This is a genomic window from Rhizobium sp. LjRoot30 (assembly GCF_964253915.1).
GTDB lineage: Bacteria > Pseudomonadota > Alphaproteobacteria > Rhizobiales > Rhizobiaceae > Metarhizobium.
In genome coordinates this window covers 178,502-202,786 of sequence record NZ_CAXUSG020000001.1, presented here as the reverse complement: position 1 = coordinate 202,786, position 24,285 = coordinate 178,502, and the positions used below count along the sequence as shown (strand labels likewise).

Here is a 24,285-nt window from a genome sequence, read left to right as displayed (position 1 = left end):
CTTATTGCGGGATATTGAAATTCGGAATTTCCGATAATGAACGCCCGCCCCGGACCACCTCAATGCGGCTCGTCGTAAACAATGCCGCCCACGATGCCCGAACCGGCACGGCAGACATCGACGAAGACTTTCGCATCGCGGCTGAGCCCGGCGCTGCGGTTCCAGACGAGGCCGATATCCATGCTCGGCACAAGGTCGGAAATGGAGGCGGCAGCGAGCCTAATGCCATCGAGCGACCAAGGCCGGTAGACCATGTCCGACAGGATGGTGACGCCGAAACCTTCGGCCACGACGTTGCGGATGGCCTCCATCGAGGTGGTGCGGAAGACGACATTCGGCTCCAGGCCGGCACTCCGGAAATAGGCCAGCGTCGTCTCCTCGGCATCGTCCACGGCCAGCATGATGTAGGGTTCGGCCTGAATGTCGCGCAACGAGATGCTCTTGCGGTCCAGCAAGCCGTGATTTGCAGGCAACCACAGCCGTCTTTTCGACCGTACCAGCAATTCGGTCTCGATCCGGTCGCCGCTCTCCAGCGGTGACAGCAGGCAGACGGCCAGGTCTACTTCGCCTGACAGGACCCGCCGCTCGATTTCCGGCCGCTCGAACTCGACGAGGTTGACCTCGATGCCCGGAAAGATCCGCCGGAAGCGCGACAGAAGCGGCGTGACGAAATACCCCGCCACGGTGTGGGTGCATGCAAGCGTCAACTGCCCCGCCATATCGCGCTGAACCTGCTGCGGCGCCAGCATCGCATCCACGGCGGCGGCAAGCACGGTCTGGGCATGCTGCAGGAAGATCGCGCCCTCATAGGTCAGCGTCACGCCCTTCGGGCTGCGATTGAACAGTTTGACACCCATGTCGGTTTCGAGCGTCTTGATCGCCTCCGTTACCGCCGGCTGCGACGTGAACAGGGCCGCGGCCGCCTTCGATACCTGCCCGGTTTCGGCAACGGCAACGAAAAAGCGGAAGTGACGAAGAGAAACGCGCATGTATCAGATCCATAGGCCTTCGGTATCACGGCGCGCCGTAGCGGACGGTTGCGCCAATTGCCGGACTATGGCCTGCTCTTGATCGTCCGTCGAGGCGAACGGCACTTTTACGCTGCAAACGCCTCCATAAGAAAAGCGGATAAGATGGCAGCGGCAAATCCGATTGGGAATGGCAGGCGCAACCGGCTAACCAGTTTTCGGCGGGCCGCCCACGGCCCGACGGGACCCGAGCCGGCTGCAAGAGGGAGATCCATCATGCCTTTCATTCGTGTCGATTGGTTTCCGGGCCGCACACTGGAGCAGAAACGGGAACTGGCCGAAGTGCTCACCCGCGAATTCGCCCGCATCGCGAAATGCAAACCGGAAACGATCAATTTCATCTTCACCGACGTGAGCCGGGAAGACTGGGGCCGCAACGGCAAGCTGTTCTGCGACGCATACGAATACGAAAACGAGCCCGAGCCGGACGGCGAAGGCACTGCCTGAGCCCGGCAGCCCCTTCTGCAAGCGGGCCGGATTGAGGGCCAGGTGCGCCTCGCCCTTGTTACCGATGCCCGGCTGCCCTGCCCCGATGCGGTTGCGCGCAACCCGTTTTATCGGCAGGCTCATTGACCATTTTATACGACCGTCGCAAATTGCCTGAACATGGATGGATGTTCGACAATGGCCGTTCTGCAGACGAAGCACCTCACGCTCAGCCCCTGCTCTCCCGATGACTGCACCGATTTCATCGCACTCGAGCGTGACCCCGAGGTCATGCTCTTCCTGAACGGCGGACACGCGGTCGATCGCGACCGGGCCGATCCGAACGCGACGTTCCTGATGCCCAGCGGAACGGAGCCTTACGTCTGGACGGCGCGCCGCACGGGCAACGGCGCCTTCGTGGGGTGGTTCTGCCTTTGGCCGGAGAACGACATGCTGGCCGAACTCGGCTACCGCCTGCGCCGGATGGACTGGGGCCAGGGCCTGGCCTCGGAAGGCGCATCGGCTCTCGTCGACTGGGGTTTCGAAACCGGCGGCTACGACAGGATCGTGGCGACCACGATGACGGTTAACCAAGCCTCGCGACGCGTGATGGAAAAGATCGGCATGATTTACGCCCGCACTGTTCCCAGCGACTCACCCGATGCCATTCCGGGAAAGGAGCATGGTGAAGTATGGTACGAGTTGGCGCGCTCCGGTTGGAACGACAGATAGAGCGCTCAAGCAGCGTTCGCCCAGGCGCCTCACGGCCATCTCCGAAGAAATGGCCAACAAAAATTGCCCAACCTGTCGGGAGAATAGACAGGAAGCCAAATTAGCAGCAAAAATCAATCGCTTGAAATGGAAAATGGCGGACAGGGAGGGATTCGAACCCTCGGTACGCTTTCACGTACACACGCGTTCCAGGCGTGCGCCTTAAACCACTCGGCCACCTGTCCACTGCTGGCCGTTGCGTGCAAGCAATCGAACCGAACGGGCGCGGTATATAACGAGGATCGTTGCGGGATCAACCGGAATCTGACGGTTTTTTGCAGATCCTGTAACAAAACTGTTTTTTCTGCCGCATTGCGCAATGCGAACACCGCCCTTATCATCCCCGCCGGACGGAAAGAGCGTCGCCCGGCGGCGCGGGACAAGGGACTCGATGGGCTTTTTCTTTCGCTTCTTGAGCATGATTTGCCTGGTGTTGGCCGTCATTGCCGGCACCATCGATTCGATCCAGTCCGTCTCCGCCTCCGACATGGTGTTGACCTCCTTCGGCAGCGCCTGGCTGGACCTCAGCCCCGTGACGCTGATGTATGTCGAGGAGATGGTGGAACACTACCTGCACCCCTGGGTCTGGAACCCGGCGCTGAGCTGGGTGCTGTTCCAGCCGACTTTTGCGGTCTTTCTCGTTCTGGCGCTCGCTTTCTGGATCATCGGGTACCGCCGGGAAAATGCCGATAACGGGTTTGCCGTATAGCGGCCACGGACGAAGGAAAGACGATGTTTCTTGTCGAGATGTTCAGCCGCAAGACGACGATGCCGACGGCGCAGGCAGCACTTGCCGGCCGCAGCGAGGCAATCGCCACGGCGGCAGCGCATTTCGTCAACGGGCGGCCGCTGAAAGGACCGTGCCCGGCAGGCTTCGAAACCATCCATCTGGGAATGGGGTGCTTCTGGGGCGCCGAACGGCTCTTGTGGAAAACCCCGGGCGTATGGCTGACCGCAGCCGGTTATGCCGGCGGTTTTACGCCGAACCCAACCTACCAGGAAACCATCACCGGGCTTACCGGCCACACCGAAGTCGTCAAGGTGGTCTACGATCCCTCCGAAACCACAACCGAACGACTACTGAAGCTGTTCTTCGAAGAGCACGATCCGACCCAGGGCATGCGCCAGGGCAACGACATCGGCACCACCTACCGCTCGGCGATCTATACGACGACACCGGAGCAGCTGGAATCCGCCATGCGGATGCGGGAGATTTTCCAGGCGGCCCTGAAGGCTGCGGGCCGTACATCGAAGGTGACGACCGAGATCGCGCCGGCAGGCGAATTCTATTATGCCGAAGACTACCACCAGCAATATCTCGCCAGGAATCCGGGAGGCTACTGCGGTCTGCGCGGCACCGGCATCGCCTGCCCCGTCCTCGAGCGAAACGGCGGCTGAAAGCGCTTTCGAGGGCGAAAACCTGTGTGTTTGGGGCCAGTTTCGCTTTTCCCACATTTCTTTACCAAGCGAAAAATTTCTGGTGAATTTTTCTACGAGCCATGCAAGGATGATCGTACACCGAGCCTCTGGAAAAGAGGCCGGCAGTTCCGCAGACAGGCCTGACAACAAAAACAGGCGTGCGGGAGGACCCAAAAAGATCAATAGCAACAAGGGCTGCACAATGAAAAAATCCCTCTTCGGTCTCCTTGCCTTGGCTGCCATGTCGACAACGGCTCTTGCCGCCGACATCAAGCCGGCGCTGGTCTATGGCACCGGCGGCAAGTTCGACAAATCGTTCAACGAAGCGGCCTATAACGGCGCCGAAAAGTTCAAGGCGGAAACCGGTGTCGAATACCGCGATTTCGAGCCGACCGGCGATACGCAGGGCGAGCAGGCGATCCGCAACTTCGCGAGCCGCGGCTTCAACCCGGTTGTTGCCGTATCCTTCGCCTGGACGTCTGCCATCGAGAAGGTTGCCGCTGAATTCCCCGACACCAAGTTCGTGATCGTCGACTCCGTCGTCGACAAGCCGAACGTCCGTTCCGTCGTCTACAAGGAAGAAGAGGGTTCCTATCTCGTGGGCGTCGTGGCAGGCCTGGCCTCGAAGACCGGTAAGGTCGGCTTCGTCGGCGGCATGGACATTCCGCTGATCCGCAAGTTCGAATGCGGCTACGAGCAGGGCGCCCGTGCGGCCAATGCCAAGATCGAAGTCTTCCAGAACATGACCGGCACCACCGGTGCTGCCTGGAACGATCCGGTGCGCGGCGGCGAACTGACGAAGAACCAGATCGACCAGGGCGCAGACGTGATCTACGCGGCAGCCGGCGCCACCGGCCTCGGCGTGCTGCAGACGGCCGCCGACAACAAGAAGCTGTCGATCGGCGTCGATTCCAACCAGAACCACCTGCATCCGGGTTCGGTCTTGACCTCGATGGTCAAGCGTGTCGACCTCGCCGTCTACAACGGTTTCGCTGACACCAAGGGCGACAAGTTCACGGCCGGCATCCAGGCACTCGGCGTCAAGGAAGACGGCGTGGGCTGGGCGCTCGACGACAACAACAAGCCGCTGATCACGCCGGAAATCCAGGCTGCGGTCGACAAGGCGAAGGCCGACATCATTGCCGGCACCGTCAAGGTCCACGACTACATGAGCGACAATTCCTGCCCGAAGTGACAGGTTTTTGACGGGGCGTGGGGCGGAGCAATCCGCCACACGCCTTTTTTGTATGTCCCGGGCTTTCCCGAGAGGCGGCCGGTCGGCCTGATGGCGATACCGGCACGGATTTAGGCAGGGGATGATGCGTCCGGCGCCACGGCAGGCTTGCGGCCCTGCGTGACCGCCGACGACGTATATTCCGTCTGAAACGCCCTTTGGAATGTCCAGCTCTGGAGCCGCACAACGTGAGCCAAGCGCCCGCCATAGAACTCGTGGGCATCGACAAGAAGTTCGGTGCCGTCCACGCCAACAAGAACATCAATCTGGCCGTCGCCAAGGGCTCGATCCACGGCATCATCGGCGAAAACGGCGCCGGCAAGTCGACGCTGATGTCGATCCTTTACGGTTTCTATCATGCCGACAGCGGCGAGATCCGCGTCGGCGGTACGCCCGTCACCATCCGCGACAGCCAGGCGGCGATCAATGCCGGCATCGGCATGGTGCACCAGCACTTCATGCTGGTCGAGAATTTTACCGTGCTTGAAAACCTGGTGCTCGGCGCGGAAGGCGGCATGCTGCTCGCCGGCGGTGTTGCCAAGGCACGCGCCGAGCTGAAGCGGCTGGCAAACGACTACGGCCTCGAAGTCGATCCCGATGCTGTCATCGAGGAACTGCCGGTCGGATTGCAGCAGCGCGTCGAAATCCTGAAGGCCATGTATCGCGGCGCCGAGATCCTTATCCTCGACGAGCCGACCGGGGTGCTGACGCCGGCGGAGGCCGATCACCTGTTCCGCATCCTCGGCGTGCTGCGCGACCAGGGCAAGACCGTCATCCTCATCACCCACAAGCTGCGCGAGATCATGGCGATCACCGACACGGTGTCGGTCATGCGCCGCGGCGAGATGGTGGCGACACGCAAGACGGCCGAGACCACCGTCGAAGAGCTGGCCGAGCTGATGGTCGGCCGCCGCGTGCTGCTGCGCGTCGAAAAGGGCGAGGCCAAGCCTGGCGACGTGGTGCTGTCGGTGCGCAACCTCACCGTCAAGGACGGCCGCGGCGTCACCATGGTCGACAATGTTTCCTTCGACGTACGCGCCGGCGAGATCGTCGGCATCGCCGGCGTGGCCGGCAACGGCCAGTCGGAACTGCTGGAGGCGATCTCCGGCATCCGTGCGCCATCCTCTGGCGAAATCCTGATCGACGGCCAACCGATCGGCCGGGCCGATCCGGCACGGCTGCGCGATCTCGGCCTTGCTCACATCCCGGAAGACCGCCACCACATGGGCCTGGTGCTGCGTTTCGAGGAATATGAAAACGCCATCCTCGGCTATCACCGCGATCCGAAGTATGGCGGCCTGTTCCTCGACCTCGACGCGATCAAGAAGGATGCGGTCGAAAAGATCGAAAAATACGACATCCGCCCCCCCAATCCTCGGCTGCGGACGGCGAATTTTTCGGGCGGCAACCAGCAGAAGATCGTCGTCGCCCGCGAGATCGAGCGCGATCCGAAACTTTTGCTGATCGGCCAGCCGACCCGCGGCGTCGATATCGGCGCCATCGAATTCATCCATCGCCGCATCATCGACATGCGTGACGCCGGCAAGGCGCAATTGCTGGTCTCGGTCGAACTCGACGAGATCCGCGCCCTTTCCGACCGCATCCTCGTGATGTTCGCCGGCCAGATCGTCGGCGAAAAGACGGCGGATGCCGGCGAACAGACCCTCGGCCTGATGATGGCCGGCATTGCCGCGTGAGGCCCCGATGAACACCGCATCTCTCCCCCTTCCCGGCTGGATCACCTTCGGCCTCATTCCGATCATCAACCTCGTGCTGGCCTTCTTCTTTTCCGGCCTCGTCGTCTGGTCCATCGGTGAAAACCCCTTCGTGGCACTGCAGTTGATGCTCGAAGGCGCCCTCGGCAGCGGCGAAGGCATCGGTTTTACGCTGTATTACGCCACCAACTTCATCTTCACCGGGCTTTCGGTGGCCGTCGCCATCCATGCCGGCTTGTTCAACATCGGTTCGGAAGGCCAGGCTTACGTCGGCGGGCTGGGTGCTGCGCTGGTGGCGCTGTCGCTCGATCATTACGTGCCTTGGTACGTGACGATGCCCTTCGCGATCCTGGGTGCCGCCCTGTTCGGCGCCGGCTGGGCCTTCATCCCGGCCTTCCTGCAGGCCAAGCGCGGCAGCCACATCGTCATCACCACCATCATGTTCAATTTCATCGGCGCGGCGCTGATGGTCTACCTGCTGGTCAACGTGCTGATCGTGCCGGGCAAGATGGCACCGGAAACCCGCACCTTCCTCGAAGGCGGACAGTTGCCGAAGCTCGACTGGTTGATGGCGCTGGTGGGGCTGAAGCTCGGCCCTGCGCCCTTCAACGTCTCCTTCCTGGTGGCGCTGGTGATGTGCGTCGTCGTCTGGGCGCTGATCTGGCGCACCAAGCTCGGTTACGAGATGCGCACGCTGGGCATCAGCCCGTCGGCGGCGGTCTATGCCGGCATTCCTTATGCCCGCACGGTCATCATCGCCATGCTGATCTCCGGCGGCCTGGCAGGCATGATGGCGCTGAACCCGGTGCTTGGCTCCTCCGGCCGCCTGCAGGTGGAATTCGTCGGCGGCGCCGGCTTCGTCGGCATCGCCGTGTCGCTGATGGGCCGCAACCATCCGGCCGGCATCGTCCTTGCCGCCATCCTGTTCGGCATACTCTACCAGGGCGGCGACTGGGTGTCGTTCGAAATGCCGAACATCACCCGCGAGATGATCGTGGTCATTCAGGGTCTCGTCATCCTGTTTGCCGGCGCGCTCGAATACATGTCCCGCCCGGCACTGGCGCGGCTTTATTACTCCATGGCCAGGAAGGCGTGAGGCGAAAGAGATGGATTTCTTCGATATTCTCGTCAGCATCCTCGGCTCCACCATCCGGCTTTCCGTGCCGCTGGTGTTCACCGCCTTGGCAGGGCTGTTTTCCGAACGCGCAGGCGTCTTCGACATCGGCCTTGAGGGCAAGATGCTGGCGGCCGCCTTCTCCGCCGCCTGCGTCGCCTATATCACCGCCTCGCCCTGGCTCGGCCTGGTCGCCGGCATCGGCGTCTCGGTGGCCTTCTCGCTGGTGCACGGTTTTGCCTCGATCACCAACCGCGGCAACCAGATCGTCTCGGGCGTCGCCATCAACTTCGTGGTGGCGGGCCTGACCATCGTGCTTGGACAGGCCTGGTTCGGACAGGGCGGCCGTACACCGCAGCTGCTGCCGGAAGGCCGGTTTTCGCCGATCATCCTGCCCGGCGTGGAGGCACTGCGCGACATCCCCGTCATCGGCCCGCTCTATGCCAACGTCATCTCCGGCAACAACATCCTCACCTACATGGCCTTCCTCGCCGTGCCGATCTCCTGGTGGATCCTCTATCGCACCCGTTTCGGCCTGCGCCTGCGCGCCGTCGGCGAAAATCCGGGCGCGGTGGATACGGCCGGCATCTCGGTTACCTGGCTGCGTTACCGCGCCGTCATCTGCGCCGGTATCCTTTGCGGCTTCTCCGGCACCTATCTGGCGGTGGCGCAATCGGCGGCCTTCATCAAGGACATGTCGGCCGGCAAGGGTTATATCGCGCTGGCGGCCCTGATCTTCGCCAAGTGGAAGCCGGTACCCGTCATGTTCGCCTGCCTGCTGTTCGGCTTCCTCGACGCCTTCGCCAATTTCATGCAGGGCAAGTCGGTGCCGCTGATCGGCGAGGTGCCGGTACAAATCTTCCAGGCACTGCCCTATGTGCTCACCTGCATCCTGCTTGCAGGCTTCATCGGTGTCGCCAATCCGCCCAAGGCAGGTGGCGTGCCCTATACGAAGGAACGTTGATCGATGTCACAAGACCTGTTTGCTGCCGCCAAGGGGGCGATGGCCTTTGCGCACGCCCCTTATTCGAAATTCCCGGTCGGCGCGGCGATCCGCGCCGAGGACGGCAAGATCTATACCGGCGCCAACATCGAGAACCTCTCCTTCCCGCAGGGCTGGTGCGCCGAACCGACGGCGATCAGCGCCATGATCATGGGCGGGGCGAAACGCATCGTCGAGATGGCCGTCATCGCCGAAAAACTCGCCTCCTGCCCGCCCTGCGGCGGCTGCCGCCAGAAAATCTCGGAATTCGCCACGGCCGAAACCCGCATCTACCTCTGTGACGAGGCCGGCGTGACGCAGACCATGACGATGAACGAAATGCTGCCGGCCAGCTTCAAGACGGAAATCCTCGGATGACCGCCGGCGCGCTGATTTCCGGCAGGCTCGGCGCCTTCAAGCCGCGCCACGCCATCATCCTCGGCTCCGGCCTCGGCTCGCTGGTCGATGCGGTGACGGATGCGGTGCGCATCCCTTATGCCGATCTCTCCGGCTTTCCCGTCAGCGCCGTCTCCGGCCATGCCGGCGAGCTGGTAGCCGGCATGCTCGGCAGCGTACCGGTGTTCATCCTCTCCGGCCGGGTGCATTATTACGAAAAGGGCGATGCCAACGCCATGCGCCGGCCGATCGAGATCCTGAAGGATCTCGGCGTCGATACGCTGATCCTGACCAATTCCGCCGGCTCCCTTCGGGAAGACCTGCCGCCCGGCTCGGTGATGCAGATCACCGATCATATCAACTATTCCGGCATGAACCCGCTGATCGGCGAGGAAAGCGACGCCCGTTTCGTCGGCATGACCACCGCCTACGATGCCGAACTCGCCGCCCGCATGCGTGCCGCGGCCGAGCGCTGCGGCGTGCCGCTGCAGCAGGGCGTCTACATGTGGTTTTCCGGCCCGAGCTTCGAGACGCCGGCGGAAATCCGCATGGCGCGCATTCTCGGCGCCGATGCCGTCGGCATGTCCACCGTGCCGGAGGTGATCATCGCCCGTTTCCTCGGCCTCAAGGTCGCGGCCGCCTCCGTCATCACCAATTATGGGGCGGGCATGACCGGCGGCGAACTGAGCCATACCGAGACAAAGGACATGGCGCCGATCGGCGGCCGGCAGCTTGCCGCCATCCTTGCCGAGATGATTATCGGTTGACATGCAGGCGGGAGCCGGGTGTTCTTCGGCTCCAACTTATCCAGAAGTTTGCCTTGAGGCCCTCGATCCCAAACATCGAGGTAGGGAAGGACAACCGATCATGGAGCATCACAGCCTGCGGGAAACCGCAGCCGTCGGCCTGTCGCTTCTCGACCTGACCGAACTCGACGAGGCGGCCTCGCCGGAGGCCATCGACGCCTTGTGCCAGAGGGCGCAGACGCCCTTCGGCAATGTCGCGGCCATCTGCATCCTGCCGCGCTTCGTGCCGCGGGCGCGACTGACGCTCGGCAACAGCCATGCGATCCACATCGCCGCAGTCGTCAATTTTCCCGATGGCGGTTTCGAATTGGCCGACGTCGTCTCGGAGGCGCGTCAGGCGGTGGCAGACGGCGCCGACGAAATCGAACTGGTGATCCCGCACCGGACGCTGGCGCAAGGCGACGGCGAGGCGGTGCGGGAGATGGTCGCGGCCGTGCGCGAGGCCTGCCCGGCAAGCGTGCCGCTCAAGGCGATCCTGCAGACCGCCGAATTGAAGGATACGGCCCTGATCGGCAAGGCGGTGCTTCTTGCCATCGCCGCCGGCGCCGAACTGGTCAGCACATCCGCCGGCCATGGGCCCGATGGCGCAACGCTGGAGGCCGCCGATATCCTGCTGCGTGCCATCCGCGAAAACGGCGGCAAGGTCGGCTTCAAGGCCGCCGGCGGCATCGAGACGGTGGCCGACGCCGTTCTCTATCTGCGGCTTGCCGAAACCATTCTGGCCTCGGACTGGGCCATGCCCTCGACCTTCCGCTTCGGCGCCGCCGGCCTCCTCGACGATATCGTCGCCATCCTCGGCAGCCCGCCCCCTGCCCTTCGCTCGACAGGATAAGTTTATGATCCCGCAAGAAATCATCCGCCGCAAACGCGACGGCGAAAAGCTCGATCGCGAGGACATCGCCGCCTTCATCGGCGCCATGGCGCGCAACGAGATCGCCGAGGCACAGGTCGGCGCCTTCGCCATGGCCTGCTGGTTCCGCGGCATGACGGCGGAAGAAACCGTGGCGCTGACGCTCGCGATGCGTGATTCCGGCGAGGTTCTCTCCTGGCAGGGCATCGGCCGGCCGATCGCCGACAAGCATTCCACCGGCGGCATCGGCGACAATGTCTCGCTGATGCTGGCGCCGATCGCTGCCGCTTGCGGCCTGGCGGTGCCGATGATCTCCGGCCGTGGGCTTGGCCATACCGGCGGCACGCTCGACAAGCTGGAATCCATCCCCGGTTACGGCATCATGCCGGATGCGGCGCTGTTTCGCCGCACGGTGGACGAGATCGGCTGCGCCATCATCGGCCAGACGGCAGCGCTGGCGCCAGCCGACAAGCGGCTCTATGCCATCCGCGACGTGACGGCGACGGTCGATTCCGTGCCGCTGATCACCGCCTCGATCCTTTCCAAGAAGCTCGCAGCCGGGCTGGAAACGCTGACGCTCGACGTCAAGATCGGCAACGGCGCATTCATGACCACGGCCGAGGAGGCGCAGGAACTGGCGCAATCGCTGGTCGACGTCGCCAACGGCGCCGGCGTGCGCACTGCAGCACTGATGACCGACATGAACCAGCCGCTGGCCGATGCCGCCGGCAATGCGGTCGAGATGCGCAACTGCGTCGATTTCCTCAAGGGCCTGAAGAGTGGTACGCGGCTCGAAACCGTCGTGCTTGCCTTCGCGGCTGAGATGCTGGTGCAATCCGGACTGGCGATCTCGCCTGCCGATGGCGAGCGGCAGGCGGCGCGCGCCTTGCAGTCCGGCCGGGCGGCGGAGATTTTCGGGCGGATGGTGCATGCGCTCGGCGGGCCGGCGGATTTTGTCGAGAGGTCGGAGACCTACCTGCCCAAAGCCCCGGTGGAGATCGCCGTCACCGCCGAACGCGATGGCTGGCTTTCCGCCTGCAATGCCCGCGACATCGGCATGGGTGTCATCGAACTCGGCGGCGGCCGCAGGCTGCCGACGGATGCCATCGACCACCGCGTCGGCTTCGACCGCATCACGCCGCTCGGCACCTGGCTGCAGCGCGGCGACCTGATCGCCATGGTGCACGCCGCGGACCAGGCGAGCGGCGAAAAGGCGGCGCAGGATCTTGCCGGCAACTACCGGCTATCGGACACGCCGCCGGACCTGCCGCCGGTCATCGTCAAACGGGTGGACAAGTCCGCGTAACTGCTCTTCCCCGGGCAATTCAGGACGCGCGCGGCCCATTCTTTTGGTCGGCTTGCAAGCGCGATTTCTCTGCGGAAAAACCCGTGATATAATCGCATTTTCTGATGTAGATCGCCGCAGAATTCCGTGCACAGGAGCCTATTCCATGAGCGAGGTGGACGTGCTTTTTGCCGCCCTGCGACAGGCGGCCGACCCGCATACTGTCGAGTCCATTGAAAATGCGGTGCGGCATGGCGCGGATCGCGATCTTCATCGCATCAATGCGCTTGCCTTTGCCGATGATCACGATCTCGACCAGGAAAAAACGATCGCCGCCTTTCTGCACGCGGCACGCATCGGCGCCTTCGAGATGACCTGGAATGTCCTCTGTCCGGGATGCGGCGGCGTGCTGGAAACGGGCACCACCCTGAAAACGGTCGACCGGGAAACGTATCACTGCGCGCTTTGCGCCGCCGGTTACGAGCCTACCCTCGACGAGATGGTCGAAGTGACGTTCACCGTCAGCCCAAGGGTGCGCAGGATTGCCGGCCACGATCCCGACCGGCTGCCGCCGCTGGAATATTATCGCCAGATGTTCTTCAGTTCCGGCGTCGACCTGCCGAAGGATTTCGAGGCGCAGTTCGGGCGGATATTGCTGGAGATCATCGAACTGGATCCGGGCGAGAAGGCATTCGTCTCGCTGCAGTTGCCTTTGCAATTCGTCATCATCTTCGATGCCGTGACGCATTCGGCGCAGTTCATCGACGTGCAGGGCGAACCCGCCGTCGAGCGCCAGAACCTGTCGATGGTCTTCAGTTACGGGCATGCGCCGAACGAAACGATTTCCCTGCGGCCAGGCCTGCTGCGGCTTACCCTCGAGAACCATACCGATCGCCGGGTGGTGCCGAATGTCTGCGTGGCTGGAGACGAGTTGCACCATCTGCTGGCCAGCCGACGCGCTTTCCTGACCGCTAAGCGCCTGCTGACCAACCAGAGTTTTCGGGATATCTACCGGACCGATACGCTCGACATCAACCAGCGGCTCAAGATCACCAGCCTGACCTTTCTCTTCACCGATCTCCGGGGATCGACGGCGCTCTACGAGCGTGTCGGTGACCTCGCCGCCTTCGATCTGGTGAGACAACATTTCAAGGTGCTGCATGAAATCGTTGCCACGGAGGCCGGCGCCATCGTCAAGACCATAGGCGATGCGGTGATGGCGACGTTTCCGCGCCCGGATCGCGCCGTTGCTGCCGCGTTGCGGATGCGCGAGGCGATGTCGCGCCTCAACACCGAGCGGGGCAGCGAAGACCTGCTGTTGAAGATCGGCATCCATGAAGGGCCGTGCCTGGCCGTCAACCTCAACGACCGGCAGGATTATTTCGGCCAGACGGTCAACATCGCCTCCCGCGTGCAGGCGCTTGCCGATCCGAATATCATCCTGACGACGGAAGCGATTGCCGGGGATGCCCATGTCTCGGAAATCCTGCGCCGCGGCGGCATCACGTCCATTTCCCGCATGGAGGCGCTGCAGGGCATCGAGCGGAAGGTGAAAATCTTCGCCCTGCCCTGAGATCTGCGGCGGTTGCCCTTACTGCTTGAGTTGCAGTGTGCCGTCGGCAACGCGGTAGGAATCGAGTTTCTTCAGAAAACTCATGCCGACGAGGGTGCCCGACAGTGCATTGTCGCGCAGCACGAAGGCCTCGACGTCACGTACGCGGATGCTGCCGATCTCCATGCGGTCGAGGGTAATGTGCGCGGCCTTGGTCTGGCCGTTGGCGGTATTGACCGCATATTTGAAATCAAGACCGTTGCCGGAGAAGCCCAGGCGCCGGGCGGTGCTTTCGTTGATGGCGACATAGGTGGCGCCGGTATCGATCAGCCCGTCAATATTCTTGCCGTTGACGCGGAAGGTTCCGGCATAGTGGCCGCGCTCGTCGGCCTGCAATTGCACCGTGCCGCTTGCGGCCGGCGTCAGCGTGACCGGTTGCGCTTCCTGCGTCGCTACCGCTGCATCAGGTGTTCCCGTATCACCCGCCGGTGTCTGCAATAGCGAAGGCACCTGGGTCGCCGCGAGAGCGGCAAAGGCGGCGATGACGATCACGCGGGTCAGCACGGGGCACGGCTCCTGGATGCGAAGGACAATCCGAAATCCCTAACCGCAAACGCCTTTCGACGCCGCTAAATTGCACATGAAAAGGCCCGGAGCGCTGGGCGTCCGGGCCGGATTTTCCGCCAATGGTTAAGACGGGCTTACTTCGTGCCGTACATGCGGTCGCCGGCATCGCCGAGGCCGGGAACGATATACCCCTTCTCGTTCAGGTGGCTGTCGATCGAAGCCGTATAGATCGGGATATCAGGGTGGGCAGCATGGAAATTGGCAATGCCTTCCGGCGCCGCGAGCAGGCAGAGGAAGCGGATGTTCTTGGCACCGCGCTCCTTCAGCTTTTCCATCGCCGCAATCGAGGAATTGCCGGTCGCCAGCATCGGGTCGACGACGATGATCAGCCGCTCGGAAATATCTTCCGGCGCCTTGAAGTAATATTCAACCGGCTGCAGCGTCTCGTGGTCGCGGTAGACGCCGATATGCGAGACGCGGGCGGACGGAACGAGTTCCAGCATGCCTTCGAGCAGGCCGTTGCCGGCGCGCAGGATCGAGGCGAACACCAGCTTCTTGCCTTCGAGCAGCGGCGACTGCATCGTCGTCAGCGGTGTCTCGATCGTCTCCATGGTGAGTTCGAGATCGCGGGTCACCTCGTAGCAGAGCAGGGTCGAGATTTCCCGCAGCAGCCGGCGAAAACTGGCTGTCGAGGTTTCCTTGCGGCGCATGATGGTCAGCTTGTGCTGCACCAGCGGGTGATCGATGACTGTAACGCCGTCCATGAAAATCCACCTTCCAGGCTGTTGCGCGATGTCATGTTTCTTTCACGGAAAACGCCGCGGCTGCAAGAGAGGATGCGTTTTTTGACGCTTCATCCCCAGATGCGAAGGGTAAAAATTACCGGATGGCGAGCGCGGCCAGCCGGGGAAAAAGCCGGCCGGCCGCGGGATTGCCCTATCCCTTGTCGTATGGCCACACCCAGCTCTGGATTTCCGGCATGTCTTCACCGTGTTCGCAGACATAGCGTTTGTGCTCGCCGAGTTTGGCGGTCAGCCGGTCGACAGTGTCTTTTGCTCGCGCCGCCAGGCCCGGCACCCGTTCGATGGCGGCGAGTGCGAGGTGATAGCGGTCGATCTTGTTCATGACCGCCATGTCGAAGGGTGTCGTCGTCGTGCCCTCGTCGACGAAACCGTGCACATGCATGTTGTCGTGGTTGGTCCGTTTGTAGGCCAGCCGGTGGATCAGGTAGGGATAACCGTGATAGGCGAAGATCACCGGCCGGTCGCGGGTGAACAGCTGGTTGAACAGCGTGTCCGGCAGGCCATGCGGATGCTGTTCCGGCGATTGCAGCGTCATCAGGTCGACGACGTTGACGACGCGAATGCGCAGGTCCGGCAGCGCCTGGCGCAAGAGGTCGACGGCGGCGAGCGTTTCCATGGTCGGCACGTCGCCGGCGCACGCCATCACCACGTCGGGTTCGAAACCCGGCTCCTCGGTTCCCGCCCAGTGCCAGATGCCGGCGCCGTCTTCGCAATGGCGGATCGCCTCGTCCATCGACAGCCATTGCGGCTCCGGCTGCTTGCCGGCGACGATGACGTTGATGCGGTCATAGGTTTTCAGGCAATGATCGCCGGCCCAGAGCAGCGTGTTTGCGTCCGGCGGCAGGTAGATGCGCACCACATCGGCGGTCTTGTTGGCGACGAGATCGACGAAGCCGGGGTCCTGATGGCTAAAGCCGTTATGATCCTGCCGCCAGACATGCGAGGTCAGCAGGTAGTTGAGCGAGGAGATCGGCCGACGCCATTCCAGCCCACGCGAGACTTTCAGCCACTTGGCATGCTGGTTGAACATCGAATCGACGATGTGGATGAAGGCCTCGTAGCAGGAAAACAGCCCGTGGCGGCCGGTGAGCAGGTATCCTTCCAGCCAGCCCTGGCACAGATGCTCGCTCAGCACCTCCATCACCCGGCCGCGGCGGGCCAGGTGTTCGTCATAGGGCTCCAGATCGGCCATCCACACCCGGTCGGTGACGGCGAAGACGTCGCCCAGCCGGTTCGATTCGGTTTCATCGGGGCCGAAGATACGGAAATTCGCCGACGCCTCGTTGAGCGTCAGCGCGTCGCGCAGGTAACCGCCGAGCACCTTGGTCGACTGCACCATCTCGCCGCCGCGCCTCACCACCTTGACGGCGTGGTCGCGGATGTCAGGCAGCTTCAGCTCGCGGCGGAGCTGGCCGCCATTGGCATGCGGATTGGCGCCCATGCGCCGGCTGCCATGCGGCGCCAGCGCCTTCAGCTCGGGTATCAGCGCGCCCTTTTCGTCGAACAGCTCTTCCGGCCTGTAGCTGCGCATCCAGTCTTCGAGGATCTTGCGGTGGCCGGCATCCTTGCGGCATTCGGCGACGGGCACCTGGTGCGAGCGCCAGAACCCTTCCACTTTCTTGCCGTCCACCTCCTTCGGGCCGGTCCAGCCTTTCGGGCTACGCAGGACGATCATCGGCCACCGCGGCCGCGTCACCGCCTCGCCTTGCGAGCGGGCGATCGCCTGGATTGCAGCGATATGGTCGAAGGCATGATCGAAGGCGGCGGCCATCTGCTGGTGCATCACCGCCGGGTCGCTGCCCTCGACGAAGATCGGCTCGTAACCGTACCCGCTGAACAGCTGCTGCAGTTCTTCGTCCGGCAGCCGCGCCAGCACGGTCGGATTGGCGATCTTGTAGCCGTTCAGGTGCAGGATCGGCAGAACGGCGCCGTCATGGGCGGGATTGAGGAACTTGTTGGAATGCCAGGCGGCGGCCAACGGCCCGGTTTCCGCCTCGCCGTCGCCGACGACGCAGGCGACCACGAGGCCGGGATTGTCGAAGGCGGCACCATAGGCATGCACCAGCGCGTAGCCGAGCTCGCCGCCCTCATGGATCGAACCCGGCGTCTCCGCCGCCACATGGCTCGGAATGCCGCCGGGAAAGGAGAACTGCTTGAAGAGGCGGCGCATGCCCTCCTCGTCTTCGCCGATCTCCGGATAGATCTCGCTGTAGCTGCCTTCGAGATAGGTGTTGGCCACCATGCCCGGCCCGCCGTGACCCGGGCCGCAGATGTAGATGACATCGGCATCCCGCGCCTTGATGATGCGGTTGAGATGGGCATAGATGAAATTGAGGCCGGGCGTCGTGCCCCAATGGCCGAGCAGGCGCGGCTTGACCTGTTCGGCGGCAAGCGGCGCCTTGAGAAGCGGGTTGTCCAGCAGATAGATCTGCCCGACGGAGAGATAGTTGGCGGCGCGCCAGTAGCGGTCGATCAGGCTGAGGTCGTGCGGCGAAAGCACGTCGGTCTTGAGGGTCGGCTGAAGCGGCATGAAACGTCTCCTCGGTGGGGGCGATACGATTGCTGCAACCTGGCTCGGAGAGCCTTGGCCTTCCTTGATATAGATCAGCTTTGCCGTTTGTCGCCAATTGTCAGACCTGACACTGGCTGGATGCCCTCAACGATCGCCCGCTGTCGCGCCGACGCTGGCGGCGACGACAAGTGCCGTGCCGAGCATTTGCAATGCCGTCATCGGCTGGCTGAGGATGAGGAAACCGGCAAGCGCGCCGAAGGCGGGCTCCAGGCTCATCAGGATGCCGAAGGTGGCGGTCGGCATGCGCCGCAGTGCCGTCATTTCCAAAGTGTAGGGCAAGAGGGGCACCAGGATCGCCAGCCCTGCCATGCCGAGCAGACCCTCCAGCGAGATGCCGGACAGCCCGTCGGCAAAACCGAACGGCGTGGCGACGATGGCCGAGACGGCAAGGGAAATCGCCAGGCCTTCGAAACCCTGGAAGGCCGCCCCGACCCGCTTGGTCAACAGGATATAGCAGGCCCAGCCGGTGGCGGCGCCGAAGGCGAACAGCACGCCGGCAAGATTGCCGGTCCAGCCCTCGCCGTCATGGGCGAGCAAAAGCACGCCGGCCCCGGCAAGAAGCGGCCAGAACAGCCGCCGGCTGAGACCGTAACCGAACGTCGCCACGGCGAGCGGCCCGAGGAAATCGATGGCGACCGCCAGACCGAGCGGAATGCGCTGCATGGCGGAGAAGAAGCAGACGGTCATCGCCACGGTGGTGACGCCGAGCAGCAGCGCGCCTTTCCACTGTTCCCAGCTGTAACGCGCCAGGCGCGGCCGCACGACGAGACAGAGAAGCAATGCGGCAAAGCTCAGCCGCAGCCAGGTCGTACCCATCGGCCCATGTGCGGCCAGCGCCGGCGCCGAAAGGGCCGAACCGAACTGGATGCATGCCATCGACGCGATGCACATGGCGGCGCCGAGAAACATGCCGCCAGCCGGCGAACCGCGCTCCGCCAAACCCTCAATCGCTGCTTCCTGCCGTCCGTCGCTCACGCCTTACGCCTCCTGCCCGCCGTCTTCCATAGGCGGCACGGCGACGCACGGCAATCGCGTTCGGTGAATGCTGCGATGAAAAGAACTTATGCTTGGCCGGATCAGAACTTGTCGGCCACCTGGATGCCGGCCGGCCCGAGGATGACGGCGACCAGCACCGGCAGGAAGAACAGGATCATCGGCACGGTGAGCTTCGGCGGCAGGGCGGCGGCCTTTTTCTCTGCCTCGTTCATGCGTTCGTCACGGCTTTCCTGCGCCAGCACGCGCAGCGCCTGCGCAACGGGCGTGCCGTAGCGGTCAGCCTGGATCAGCGCCTGGGTGACGTTCTTCACCGCATCCAGCTGGGTGCGGGTGCCAAGATTTTCGAGTGCGACGCGCCGGTCGCTGAGGAAGGAGAGTTCGGCTGTCGTCAGCACCATTTCTTCGGCGAGCGCCGGCGATTGTTCGGCCATTTCTTCCGAGACGCGACGCATCGCCGCTTCCATCGAATTGCCGGCTTCGACGCAGATCAGCATCAGGTCGAGGCCATCCGGCCAGGCGCGCCTGATGGAATGCTGCCGCTTCGACATCCGGTTCGATACGTAGATGTTCGGCGCGTAGAAACCGGCATAACCGATCACCACCGTCACCAGGATACGCACCGGCAGCGGCTTGTCGCCGAGATTGCCGAGAACGAAAACCCAGACGATGCCCAGCACCAGGAAGATGAAGGGCAGGATGAAACGCGCTGCAAGAAACATGTTGAGCGCGTTTTGCGAACGCAGGCCGGCAGCCCGCAGCTTGTTCATGGTGTTGGCGTCGACAAGCGCTTCCCTGAGGTTGAAGCGCTCGACGATCTGCTGCGCCGACTGGCTCTTCTGCGCCCGCAGCGAGGCTTTCGGCGTCGCCTGGTCGACATTCATGCGGGCGCGTTCGCGGGCACGAATCTGGTCGCGTTCGACGGAGACCGCCCTCATTCGCTTGCCCAGCTCGCCGCGTTCGAAGAACGGCATGGCGAAGGAATAGAGCGAGGCGAAAACGGCGATCGCCACCAGCACCGCCAGGATCGTGGTGGGGTCGGTCAATCTGGCGGCGAGATCTGCGGTCATAGGGATTCCAATCCGATCAAATGTCGAAGCTGACCATGTTTTTCATGACGAAGATGCCGATGGACATCCAGATCGCCGAGCAGACGAGAATGAGGTGGCCGCGCGGATCGGTAAACAGAAGCATGATGTAGCCGGGCGAGGTCAGGTAGACGAGGAAAGCGACGATGAAGGGCAAAGCGCCGATGATCGCCGCCGAGGCCTTGGCTTCCATCGACAGCGCCGCCACCTTCGCCTTCATCTTCTTGCGCTCGCGCAGCACCTTGGCGAGGTTGCCCAGCGCTTCCGACAGGTTGCCGCCCGCCTGGGCCTGGATGTTGATGACGATGGCGAAGAAGTTGACTTCCTGCAGCGGGATCGAGGTGTGCATGCGGGTACAGGCATCGGGAATGCTCATGCCCATCTGCTGCGACTCGACCACACGCCGGAACTCGGACCTGACCGGTTCCTGGCCATCGGCGGCAATCATCCGCAGCGCGTCGTTCAGCGGCAGGCCGGACTTGATGGCGCGCACCATGACATCGAGCGAATTCGGAAATTCTTCGAGAAACTTGTTCTTGCGCCGGCGGATGAGAAAACCCACCACCCAGCGCGGCAGGCCGATGGAGGCGGCGAAGCCAAGGCCGACCGCCACCAGCAGCGACGCTCCCAGGACGAAGGCAACGATGAAGGCAAACAGGCCCAGGCCGACGCTGCCCAGGTAAAAATGCTTCATCGTCAACGGCAGGCCGGTCTGCACCAGCCGTGTCTTCATCCCCGCCGTCTTGGTGCCCTTCTGGTTGCGCTTTTCCATCTCCTTGATGGAGTCCTGCATCGACTTGCGGCGCTTGGACAGTTCGTCGACGCGATCGCGCGCCGCCTTCATCTTGGCGGTATCGGTCTCGGCGGACTTGACGCGATTAACGCGACCCTCGGTCTTCTTCTGGGTCTCGATCGAGGAAAACAGCACACCATAGGCGAGCGCGCCGGCAGCGATGGCGACCAGCGCGATAAGTCCCAATATGGACGGATCAATTCCGAACATGCCCCGGTTTCCTTATCTCGACTTGTCTTCCATCGCGTCCAAGGCCGCGGCAAGGCGCCGCTCCTCGTTGAAATAGCGGGCCCGGTCCCAGAAATGCGGCTTGCCGATGCCGGTCGACTTGTGGCGGCCGATAAGACGGCCGTTGGCGTCTTCGCCTTCCAGCTCGTAGCGCATCAGGTCCTGGGTGATGATGACGTCGCCTTCCATGCCCAGCACCTCGGTGATGTGGGTGATGCGGCGCGAACCGTCGCGGAGGCGGGCGGCCTGGATGATGACGTCGACCGAACTGGAGATGATTTCGCGCACCGTCTTGGCCGGCAGCGTGAAACCGCCCATGGCGATCATCGATTCCATACGGTTCAGGCATTCGCGCGGCGTGTTGGCGTGGATCGTGCCCATCGAGCCGTCGTGACCGGTGTTCATCGCCTGCAACAGGTCGAAGACTTCCGGTCCGCGCACTTCGCCGACGATGATGCGTTCGGGACGCATACGCAGGCAGTTCTTGACGAGGTCGCGCATGGTGATCTCGCCTTCGCCTTCGATGTTCGGCGGGCGGGTTTCGAGGCGCACGACATGCGGCTGCTGCAGTTGCAGTTCGGCGGTGTCTTCGCAGGTGATGACGCGTTCGTCGGTGTCGATATAACGCGTCAGGCAGTTGAGCAGCGTCGTCTTGCCCGAGCCGGTGCCGCCGGAGATGATGACGTTGCAACGCACCCGGCCGATGATCTGCAGCACGGTGGCGCCATCCGGCGTAATGGCACCGAACTTCACCAGCTGGTCGAGGTTGAGCTTGTCCTTCTTGAATTTACGGATCGTCAGGGCCGGGCCGTCGATGGCGAGCGGCGGGGCGATGACGTTGACACGCGAGCCGTCCGGCAGGCGCGCGTCGCAGATCGGCGAGGATTCGTCGACGCGACGGCCGACCTGGCTGACGATGCGCTGGCAGATCGACAGAAGCTGCGAATTGTCGCGGAAACGTATTTCCGACGGAATCGACTTGCCGCCGACTTCGATGAAGGTCTGGCCGGCACCGTTGACCATGATGTCGGCGATGTCGTCGCGTGCCAGCAGCGGCTCCAGCGGGCCGTAACCGAGCACGTCGTTGCAGATATCCTCGAGCAGCTCTTCCTGCTCGGAAATCGACATCGCAAAGTTCTTGATGGTGATGATGTCGTTGACGATGTCGCGGATTTCTTCGCGGGCGCTTTCGGTGTCGAGCTTGGCGAGCTGCGACAGGTCGATCGTGTCGATCAGCGCCGAGAAGACCTGCGATTTGGTGTCGTAATAATCCTCGGCGCGTGCCGGGCGGCGGCGCGTGGTGGACGCCTGCAGTGGCGGCGGAGCCACCTGCTGGCGGGCTGCCGACGCCGGCTCGACCGGTGTGGCCGCGGCTATGGCGGCGGTGGCCGGAGGCGGGGCGACATCGGCCTGGGGTATCGCCTGCGGCGGCGGGGCGACGCTGCCGCCGCCTTTTCCAAAACCATCGCTGCTACGTTTGCCGAACATGAGAATGACCCAATCTACCAGACTTTAAAGCGTGTCGCGATCTTCAGATCCGCTTTCACGCTCTAGCTCTTTGTTTCCGCATGCCGTTTTCGCAAAACCTCTGTGCAAAATCTTACGCGACATGCCTTGGTGTTACTTGCGTCCGAGAAGGCCGAGGACCTTACCGAGCCCGCCCTTCTTCGGTTTCTTGACGCTGGCGCGCCCGGTGACGATATGCGCCAGCTGCGAGAAGGTTTCCGCCGTCGGCGACTTCGCGTCGATCTCCGAAATCATCCGCCCGCTGTTGGCGGCATTGCCGAACAGCTGCGGATCGAAGGTAACGATCGCCACGGGATCGGTTTCCAGCGGTTCGCAGAAATCGGACGTCGAGATTTCCGGCCGCTTCGGCATGCCGACCTGGTTGAGGATCAGGTGCGGCGGCCTGTCGTTGGGCCTGAGCTTCTTCAGCGCGTCCAGCATGTTCTTGGTGTTGCGCAGGTTGGCGAGATCGGGGGCTGCGGTGATCACCACCTCGTCGGCGCCGGCCAGAACCGTGCGCGTCCAGTCGGACCACATATGCGGCACGTCGAGCACGGTGACCGGCGCAGTGCGCTGCAGGATCTCCAGCACCGGCAGGAAGGCGTCGCTCTGGAAATCATAGGGGCGGTCGAGCATCGACGGCGCTGCAAGAAGCGAGAGATGTTCGGAGCACTTCGCCAGCAGGCGGTCGAGGAACATTTCGTCGAGACGGTCCGGCGAAAACACCGCCTCGGCCATGCCCTGCGTCGGGTCCTGGTCGAAATCTATGTTTGCCGTGCCATAGGGCAGGTCGAGATCGGCGAGGATCGTTTCGGTCGAAAACAGGTTGGAGATGCCGAAGGCGCAATTGTGGGCGATGGTCGAGGAGCCGACACCGCCCTTGGCGCCGATGAAGGCGATCGAGCGGCCGAGCGGTTCCGCCTCGGGATCGACGAAGATCGTCGAGATCGCCGCCAGCGTGTCGGCCATGGAAACCGGCATCACCATATATTCGGAAATGCCGTTGCGGATCAGTTCGCGATAGAGGCCGATATCGTTGTAGCGGCCGATCAGCACCACCTTGGTCGAGGGATCGCAGACCTCGGCCAGCGGCGCGAGCTCGGTCAGCAGGGTCGCCGGCTCGGCGGTGGTTTCGAGAATGATCAGGTTCGGCGTCGGCACCGAAGCGAACATGTTGGCGGCGGCCGAGATGCCGCCGGCATTGACCCGCATGTTGACCTTGGCCATGCGCCGGTCCTGGCTGCATTTCTCCATCACCCGCTGCATCGCCTCGCTTTCGCAGAAGGCATGCACGGAGATGCGCGGCAGAGGACGCAGGTGCTCGATATCACTCGGGCGCGTCTGATCCTCGCCGTGCGGGCCGGCGGCGTCGCCGGATTTGATGTCGTATTCGATCGCGCTCATCTGTTTCTTCCTGGCCTTCGCCCGTGCCGTGCTTATTCCGCGGTGGCGGTGCTTTTTCCTTCACGATACAATCCGATCACCGTCGTCCGGCGCTTTGCATCGATCGGGGTCATGCCGCGCGGCGCCACGAGATCCATCGGATTGGCGATCTGGGCCGCAAGGTTGTTTTGTGAAGCACAGCCGAAATTATAGTAGTTCTTGTTTTCGGCGGTGTTGTTGGTGATGTCTTCCGGCCACTGGCCGCATTCGTTGGTCATGGCGGTGATCGCCACGTAGCTGAGGCGGATCGGCGCGGCGTCGCCATCAGGAGAAGCACCGTAGGCCGTCTCGACCATCTTCGGCCGCGGCACGCCTGCTTCGGCCATGACCTGACGCAGTTCGCGGCGCAAATGATAGGCCGCCGCGGCATTGGCCGATCCTTCCGGATACTGGATCTGGAAGACGCCGGAAGCGTCGGTGCGGTAATTCGCCAGGAAACCATGGATCGCATCGCGCGTACCGACCGTCAGGCGTCGGTCGCCAGAACCGACCGGAATGTCGAGCGTATGCTCGACCTCAGCCAGCGAGATGGGGTGGCGGGTGCGATAATCGTCGGGGATCGCCCCGGTCGACATCCGGTCACGATTGTTGCCGCAGCCGGCGAGCATGCCGGCCGATGCCACGATCAGGGTGATGGCGGCAGCGCGGAGGAATGGGCGGATCGGCTGCTTGAGCATGTCTTTTCCGGAAATCGTGTTTGTGAAATTCGTCATC

The 24,285-nt window shown here is 63.1% G+C and carries 24 protein-coding genes and 1 tRNA gene; 13 read left to right on the top strand and 12 right to left on the bottom strand.

Features of this window, described 5'->3' with window-relative positions:
* Positions 1-59 precede the first annotated feature (59 nt).
* A complete protein-coding gene (locus ACSQ3I_RS01030) occupies positions 60-989 on the bottom strand; it encodes a LysR family transcriptional regulator (RefSeq protein WP_435995455.1) in 930 nt (309 codons plus the stop codon).
* Positions 990-1,244: 255 nt separating this feature from the next.
* On the opposite strand from ACSQ3I_RS01030, the gene ACSQ3I_RS01025 reads away from it, so the two are divergent.
* Both ACSQ3I_RS01025 and ACSQ3I_RS01020 read left to right on the top strand, forming a co-directional pair.
* Positions 1,245-1,475 carry a tautomerase family protein gene (locus ACSQ3I_RS01025; RefSeq protein WP_435995453.1) on the top strand — a complete coding sequence of 77 codons (231 nt, stop codon included), beginning with the start codon at positions 1,245-1,247 and terminating at the stop codon, positions 1,473-1,475.
* A 177-nt stretch (positions 1,476-1,652) separates the two neighbouring features.
* Positions 1,653-2,186, top strand: a complete 534-nt coding sequence (locus ACSQ3I_RS01020) for a GNAT family N-acetyltransferase (protein ID WP_435995451.1) — start codon at positions 1,653-1,655, stop codon at positions 2,184-2,186.
* Between the two features lie 134 nt (positions 2,187-2,320).
* Here ACSQ3I_RS01020 and ACSQ3I_RS01015 read toward each other — a convergent pair.
* Together ACSQ3I_RS01015 and ACSQ3I_RS01010 are read right to left on the bottom strand one after the other, a co-directional pair.
* A tRNA-Ser gene (locus ACSQ3I_RS01015) sits at positions 2,321-2,410 on the bottom strand.
* A complete protein-coding gene (locus ACSQ3I_RS01010) occupies positions 2,388-2,669 on the bottom strand; it encodes a hypothetical protein (RefSeq protein WP_435995449.1) in 282 nt (93 codons plus the stop codon). The genes ACSQ3I_RS01015 and ACSQ3I_RS01010 overlap by 23 nt, the downstream gene beginning before the upstream one ends.
* Here ACSQ3I_RS01010 and ACSQ3I_RS01005 point away from each other — a divergent pair.
* From ACSQ3I_RS01005 to ACSQ3I_RS00955, 11 genes are all read left to right on the top strand, one after another.
* Positions 2,656-2,934 (top strand): hypothetical protein, encoded by a 279-nt coding sequence (locus tag ACSQ3I_RS01005; RefSeq protein ID WP_435995447.1) that lies wholly within the window; start codon positions 2,656-2,658, stop codon positions 2,932-2,934. The genes ACSQ3I_RS01010 and ACSQ3I_RS01005 overlap by 14 nt on opposite strands.
* 23 nt (positions 2,935-2,957) lie before the next feature.
* The gene (gene msrA / locus ACSQ3I_RS01000; RefSeq protein ID WP_435995445.1) at positions 2,958-3,623 is read left to right on the top strand and encodes a peptide-methionine (S)-S-oxide reductase MsrA; all 666 of its coding nucleotides are present in this window, start codon (positions 2,958-2,960) and stop codon (positions 3,621-3,623) included.
* 223 nt (positions 3,624-3,846) lie between these two features.
* Entirely contained in the window at positions 3,847-4,839 is a 993-nt protein-coding gene (locus ACSQ3I_RS00995) for a BMP family lipoprotein (protein WP_435995443.1), read from the top strand.
* A gap of 227 nt (positions 4,840-5,066) precedes the next feature.
* Positions 5,067-6,575 carry an ABC transporter ATP-binding protein gene (locus ACSQ3I_RS00990; RefSeq protein WP_435995441.1) on the top strand — a complete coding sequence of 503 codons (1,509 nt, stop codon included), beginning with the start codon at positions 5,067-5,069 and terminating at the stop codon, positions 6,573-6,575.
* A 7-nt stretch (positions 6,576-6,582) separates the two neighbouring features.
* Entirely contained in the window at positions 6,583-7,689 is a 1,107-nt protein-coding gene (locus ACSQ3I_RS00985; protein WP_435995439.1) for an ABC transporter permease, read from the top strand.
* 10 nt (positions 7,690-7,699) lie between these two features.
* Positions 7,700-8,671 carry an ABC transporter permease gene (locus ACSQ3I_RS00980; RefSeq protein ID WP_435995437.1) on the top strand — a complete coding sequence of 324 codons (972 nt, stop codon included), beginning with the start codon at positions 7,700-7,702 and terminating at the stop codon, positions 8,669-8,671.
* 3 nt (positions 8,672-8,674) lie between these two features.
* On the top strand, positions 8,675-9,067 hold the full coding sequence (locus ACSQ3I_RS00975; protein WP_435995435.1) for a cytidine deaminase: 393 nt from the start codon (positions 8,675-8,677) through the stop codon (positions 9,065-9,067).
* Positions 9,064-9,852: a purine-nucleoside phosphorylase gene (locus tag ACSQ3I_RS00970; RefSeq protein ID WP_435995433.1), complete on the top strand. Its 789-nt coding sequence runs from the start codon at positions 9,064-9,066 to the stop codon at positions 9,850-9,852. The genes ACSQ3I_RS00975 and ACSQ3I_RS00970 overlap by 4 nt, the downstream gene beginning before the upstream one ends.
* A 100-nt stretch (positions 9,853-9,952) precedes the next feature.
* A complete protein-coding gene (deoC, locus tag ACSQ3I_RS00965) occupies positions 9,953-10,723 on the top strand; it encodes a deoxyribose-phosphate aldolase (protein WP_435995431.1) in 771 nt (256 codons plus the stop codon).
* A 4-nt stretch (positions 10,724-10,727) separates the two neighbouring features.
* A complete protein-coding gene (deoA, locus tag ACSQ3I_RS00960) occupies positions 10,728-12,047 on the top strand; it encodes a thymidine phosphorylase (protein WP_435995429.1) in 1,320 nt (439 codons plus the stop codon).
* A gap of 145 nt (positions 12,048-12,192) precedes the next feature.
* The gene (locus ACSQ3I_RS00955) at positions 12,193-13,599 is read left to right on the top strand and encodes an adenylate/guanylate cyclase domain-containing protein (protein WP_435995427.1); all 1,407 of its coding nucleotides are present in this window, start codon (positions 12,193-12,195) and stop codon (positions 13,597-13,599) included.
* Between the two features lie 18 nt (positions 13,600-13,617).
* Here the strand turns inward: ACSQ3I_RS00955 and ACSQ3I_RS00950 are convergent, their stop codons facing one another.
* From ACSQ3I_RS00950 to ACSQ3I_RS00910, 9 genes are all read right to left on the bottom strand, one after another.
* On the bottom strand, positions 13,618-14,142 hold the full coding sequence (locus ACSQ3I_RS00950) for a TIGR02281 family clan AA aspartic protease (RefSeq protein ID WP_435995425.1): 525 nt from the start codon (positions 14,140-14,142) through the stop codon (positions 13,618-13,620).
* Between the two features lie 137 nt (positions 14,143-14,279).
* Positions 14,280-14,909: a uracil phosphoribosyltransferase gene (upp, locus tag ACSQ3I_RS00945; RefSeq protein WP_435995423.1), complete on the bottom strand. Its 630-nt coding sequence runs from the start codon at positions 14,907-14,909 to the stop codon at positions 14,280-14,282.
* A 172-nt stretch (positions 14,910-15,081) separates the two neighbouring features.
* Entirely contained in the window at positions 15,082-17,478 is a 2,397-nt protein-coding gene (locus ACSQ3I_RS00940; RefSeq protein ID WP_435995421.1) for a phosphoketolase family protein, read from the bottom strand.
* A 126-nt stretch (positions 17,479-17,604) separates the two neighbouring features.
* Entirely contained in the window at positions 17,605-18,429 is an 825-nt protein-coding gene (locus ACSQ3I_RS00935) for an EamA family transporter (RefSeq protein WP_435996232.1), read from the bottom strand.
* A gap of 167 nt (positions 18,430-18,596) precedes the next feature.
* A complete protein-coding gene (locus ACSQ3I_RS00930) occupies positions 18,597-19,583 on the bottom strand; it encodes a type II secretion system F family protein (RefSeq protein ID WP_435995419.1) in 987 nt (328 codons plus the stop codon).
* Positions 19,584-19,599: 16 nt separating this feature from the next.
* On the bottom strand, positions 19,600-20,604 hold the full coding sequence (locus ACSQ3I_RS00925) for a type II secretion system F family protein (protein WP_435995417.1): 1,005 nt from the start codon (positions 20,602-20,604) through the stop codon (positions 19,600-19,602).
* 12 nt (positions 20,605-20,616) lie between these two features.
* Entirely contained in the window at positions 20,617-22,110 is a 1,494-nt protein-coding gene (locus tag ACSQ3I_RS00920; RefSeq protein ID WP_435995415.1) for a CpaF family protein, read from the bottom strand.
* Positions 22,111-22,242: 132 nt separating this feature from the next.
* On the bottom strand, positions 22,243-23,532 hold the full coding sequence (locus ACSQ3I_RS00915) for an AAA family ATPase (protein ID WP_435995413.1): 1,290 nt from the start codon (positions 23,530-23,532) through the stop codon (positions 22,243-22,245).
* A gap of 32 nt (positions 23,533-23,564) precedes the next feature.
* Positions 23,565-24,284 carry a CpaD family pilus assembly protein gene (locus ACSQ3I_RS00910; RefSeq protein WP_435995411.1) on the bottom strand — a complete coding sequence of 240 codons (720 nt, stop codon included), beginning with the start codon at positions 24,282-24,284 and terminating at the stop codon, positions 23,565-23,567.
* Between the last annotated feature and the right edge of the window lies 1 nt (position 24,285).

Bases quoted from the DNA above. Each gene is read 5' to 3' on its own strand.
- ACSQ3I_RS01030 (WP_435995455.1), bottom strand. From the start codon at position 989: ATGCGCGTTTCTCTTCGTCACTTCCGCTTTTTCGTTGCCGTTGCCGAA.
- ACSQ3I_RS01025 (WP_435995453.1), top strand. From the start codon at position 1,245: ATGCCTTTCATTCGTGTCGATTGGTTTCCGGGCCGCACACTGGAGCAG.
- ACSQ3I_RS01020 (WP_435995451.1), top strand. From the start codon at position 1,653: ATGGCCGTTCTGCAGACGAAGCACCTCACGCTCAGCCCCTGCTCTCCC.
- ACSQ3I_RS01010 (WP_435995449.1), bottom strand. From the start codon at position 2,669: ATGACGGCCAACACCAGGCAAATCATGCTCAAGAAGCGAAAGAAAAAG.
- msrA (WP_435995445.1), top strand. From the start codon at position 2,958: ATGTTTCTTGTCGAGATGTTCAGCCGCAAGACGACGATGCCGACGGCG.
- ACSQ3I_RS00995 (WP_435995443.1), top strand. From the start codon at position 3,847: ATGAAAAAATCCCTCTTCGGTCTCCTTGCCTTGGCTGCCATGTCGACA.
- ACSQ3I_RS00985 (WP_435995439.1), top strand. From the start codon at position 6,583: ATGAACACCGCATCTCTCCCCCTTCCCGGCTGGATCACCTTCGGCCTC.
- ACSQ3I_RS00980 (WP_435995437.1), top strand. From the start codon at position 7,700: ATGGATTTCTTCGATATTCTCGTCAGCATCCTCGGCTCCACCATCCGG.
- ACSQ3I_RS00975 (WP_435995435.1), top strand. From the start codon at position 8,675: ATGTCACAAGACCTGTTTGCTGCCGCCAAGGGGGCGATGGCCTTTGCG.
- ACSQ3I_RS00970 (WP_435995433.1), top strand. From the start codon at position 9,064: ATGACCGCCGGCGCGCTGATTTCCGGCAGGCTCGGCGCCTTCAAGCCG.
- deoC (WP_435995431.1), top strand. From the start codon at position 9,953: ATGGAGCATCACAGCCTGCGGGAAACCGCAGCCGTCGGCCTGTCGCTT.
- deoA (WP_435995429.1), top strand. From the start codon at position 10,728: ATGATCCCGCAAGAAATCATCCGCCGCAAACGCGACGGCGAAAAGCTC.
- ACSQ3I_RS00955 (WP_435995427.1), top strand. From the start codon at position 12,193: ATGAGCGAGGTGGACGTGCTTTTTGCCGCCCTGCGACAGGCGGCCGAC.
- upp (WP_435995423.1), bottom strand. From the start codon at position 14,909: ATGGACGGCGTTACAGTCATCGATCACCCGCTGGTGCAGCACAAGCTG.
- ACSQ3I_RS00940 (WP_435995421.1), bottom strand. From the start codon at position 17,478: ATGCCGCTTCAGCCGACCCTCAAGACCGACGTGCTTTCGCCGCACGAC.
- ACSQ3I_RS00935 (WP_435996232.1), bottom strand. From the start codon at position 18,429: ATGTTTCTCGGCGCCGCCATGTGCATCGCGTCGATGGCATGCATCCAG.
- ACSQ3I_RS00930 (WP_435995419.1), bottom strand. From the start codon at position 19,583: ATGACCGCAGATCTCGCCGCCAGATTGACCGACCCCACCACGATCCTG.
- ACSQ3I_RS00925 (WP_435995417.1), bottom strand. From the start codon at position 20,604: ATGTTCGGAATTGATCCGTCCATATTGGGACTTATCGCGCTGGTCGCC.
- ACSQ3I_RS00920 (WP_435995415.1), bottom strand. From the start codon at position 22,110: ATGTTCGGCAAACGTAGCAGCGATGGTTTTGGAAAAGGCGGCGGCAGC.
- ACSQ3I_RS00915 (WP_435995413.1), bottom strand. From the start codon at position 23,532: ATGAGCGCGATCGAATACGACATCAAATCCGGCGACGCCGCCGGCCCG.
- ACSQ3I_RS00910 (WP_435995411.1), bottom strand. From the start codon at position 24,284: ATGACGAATTTCACAAACACGATTTCCGGAAAAGACATGCTCAAGCAG.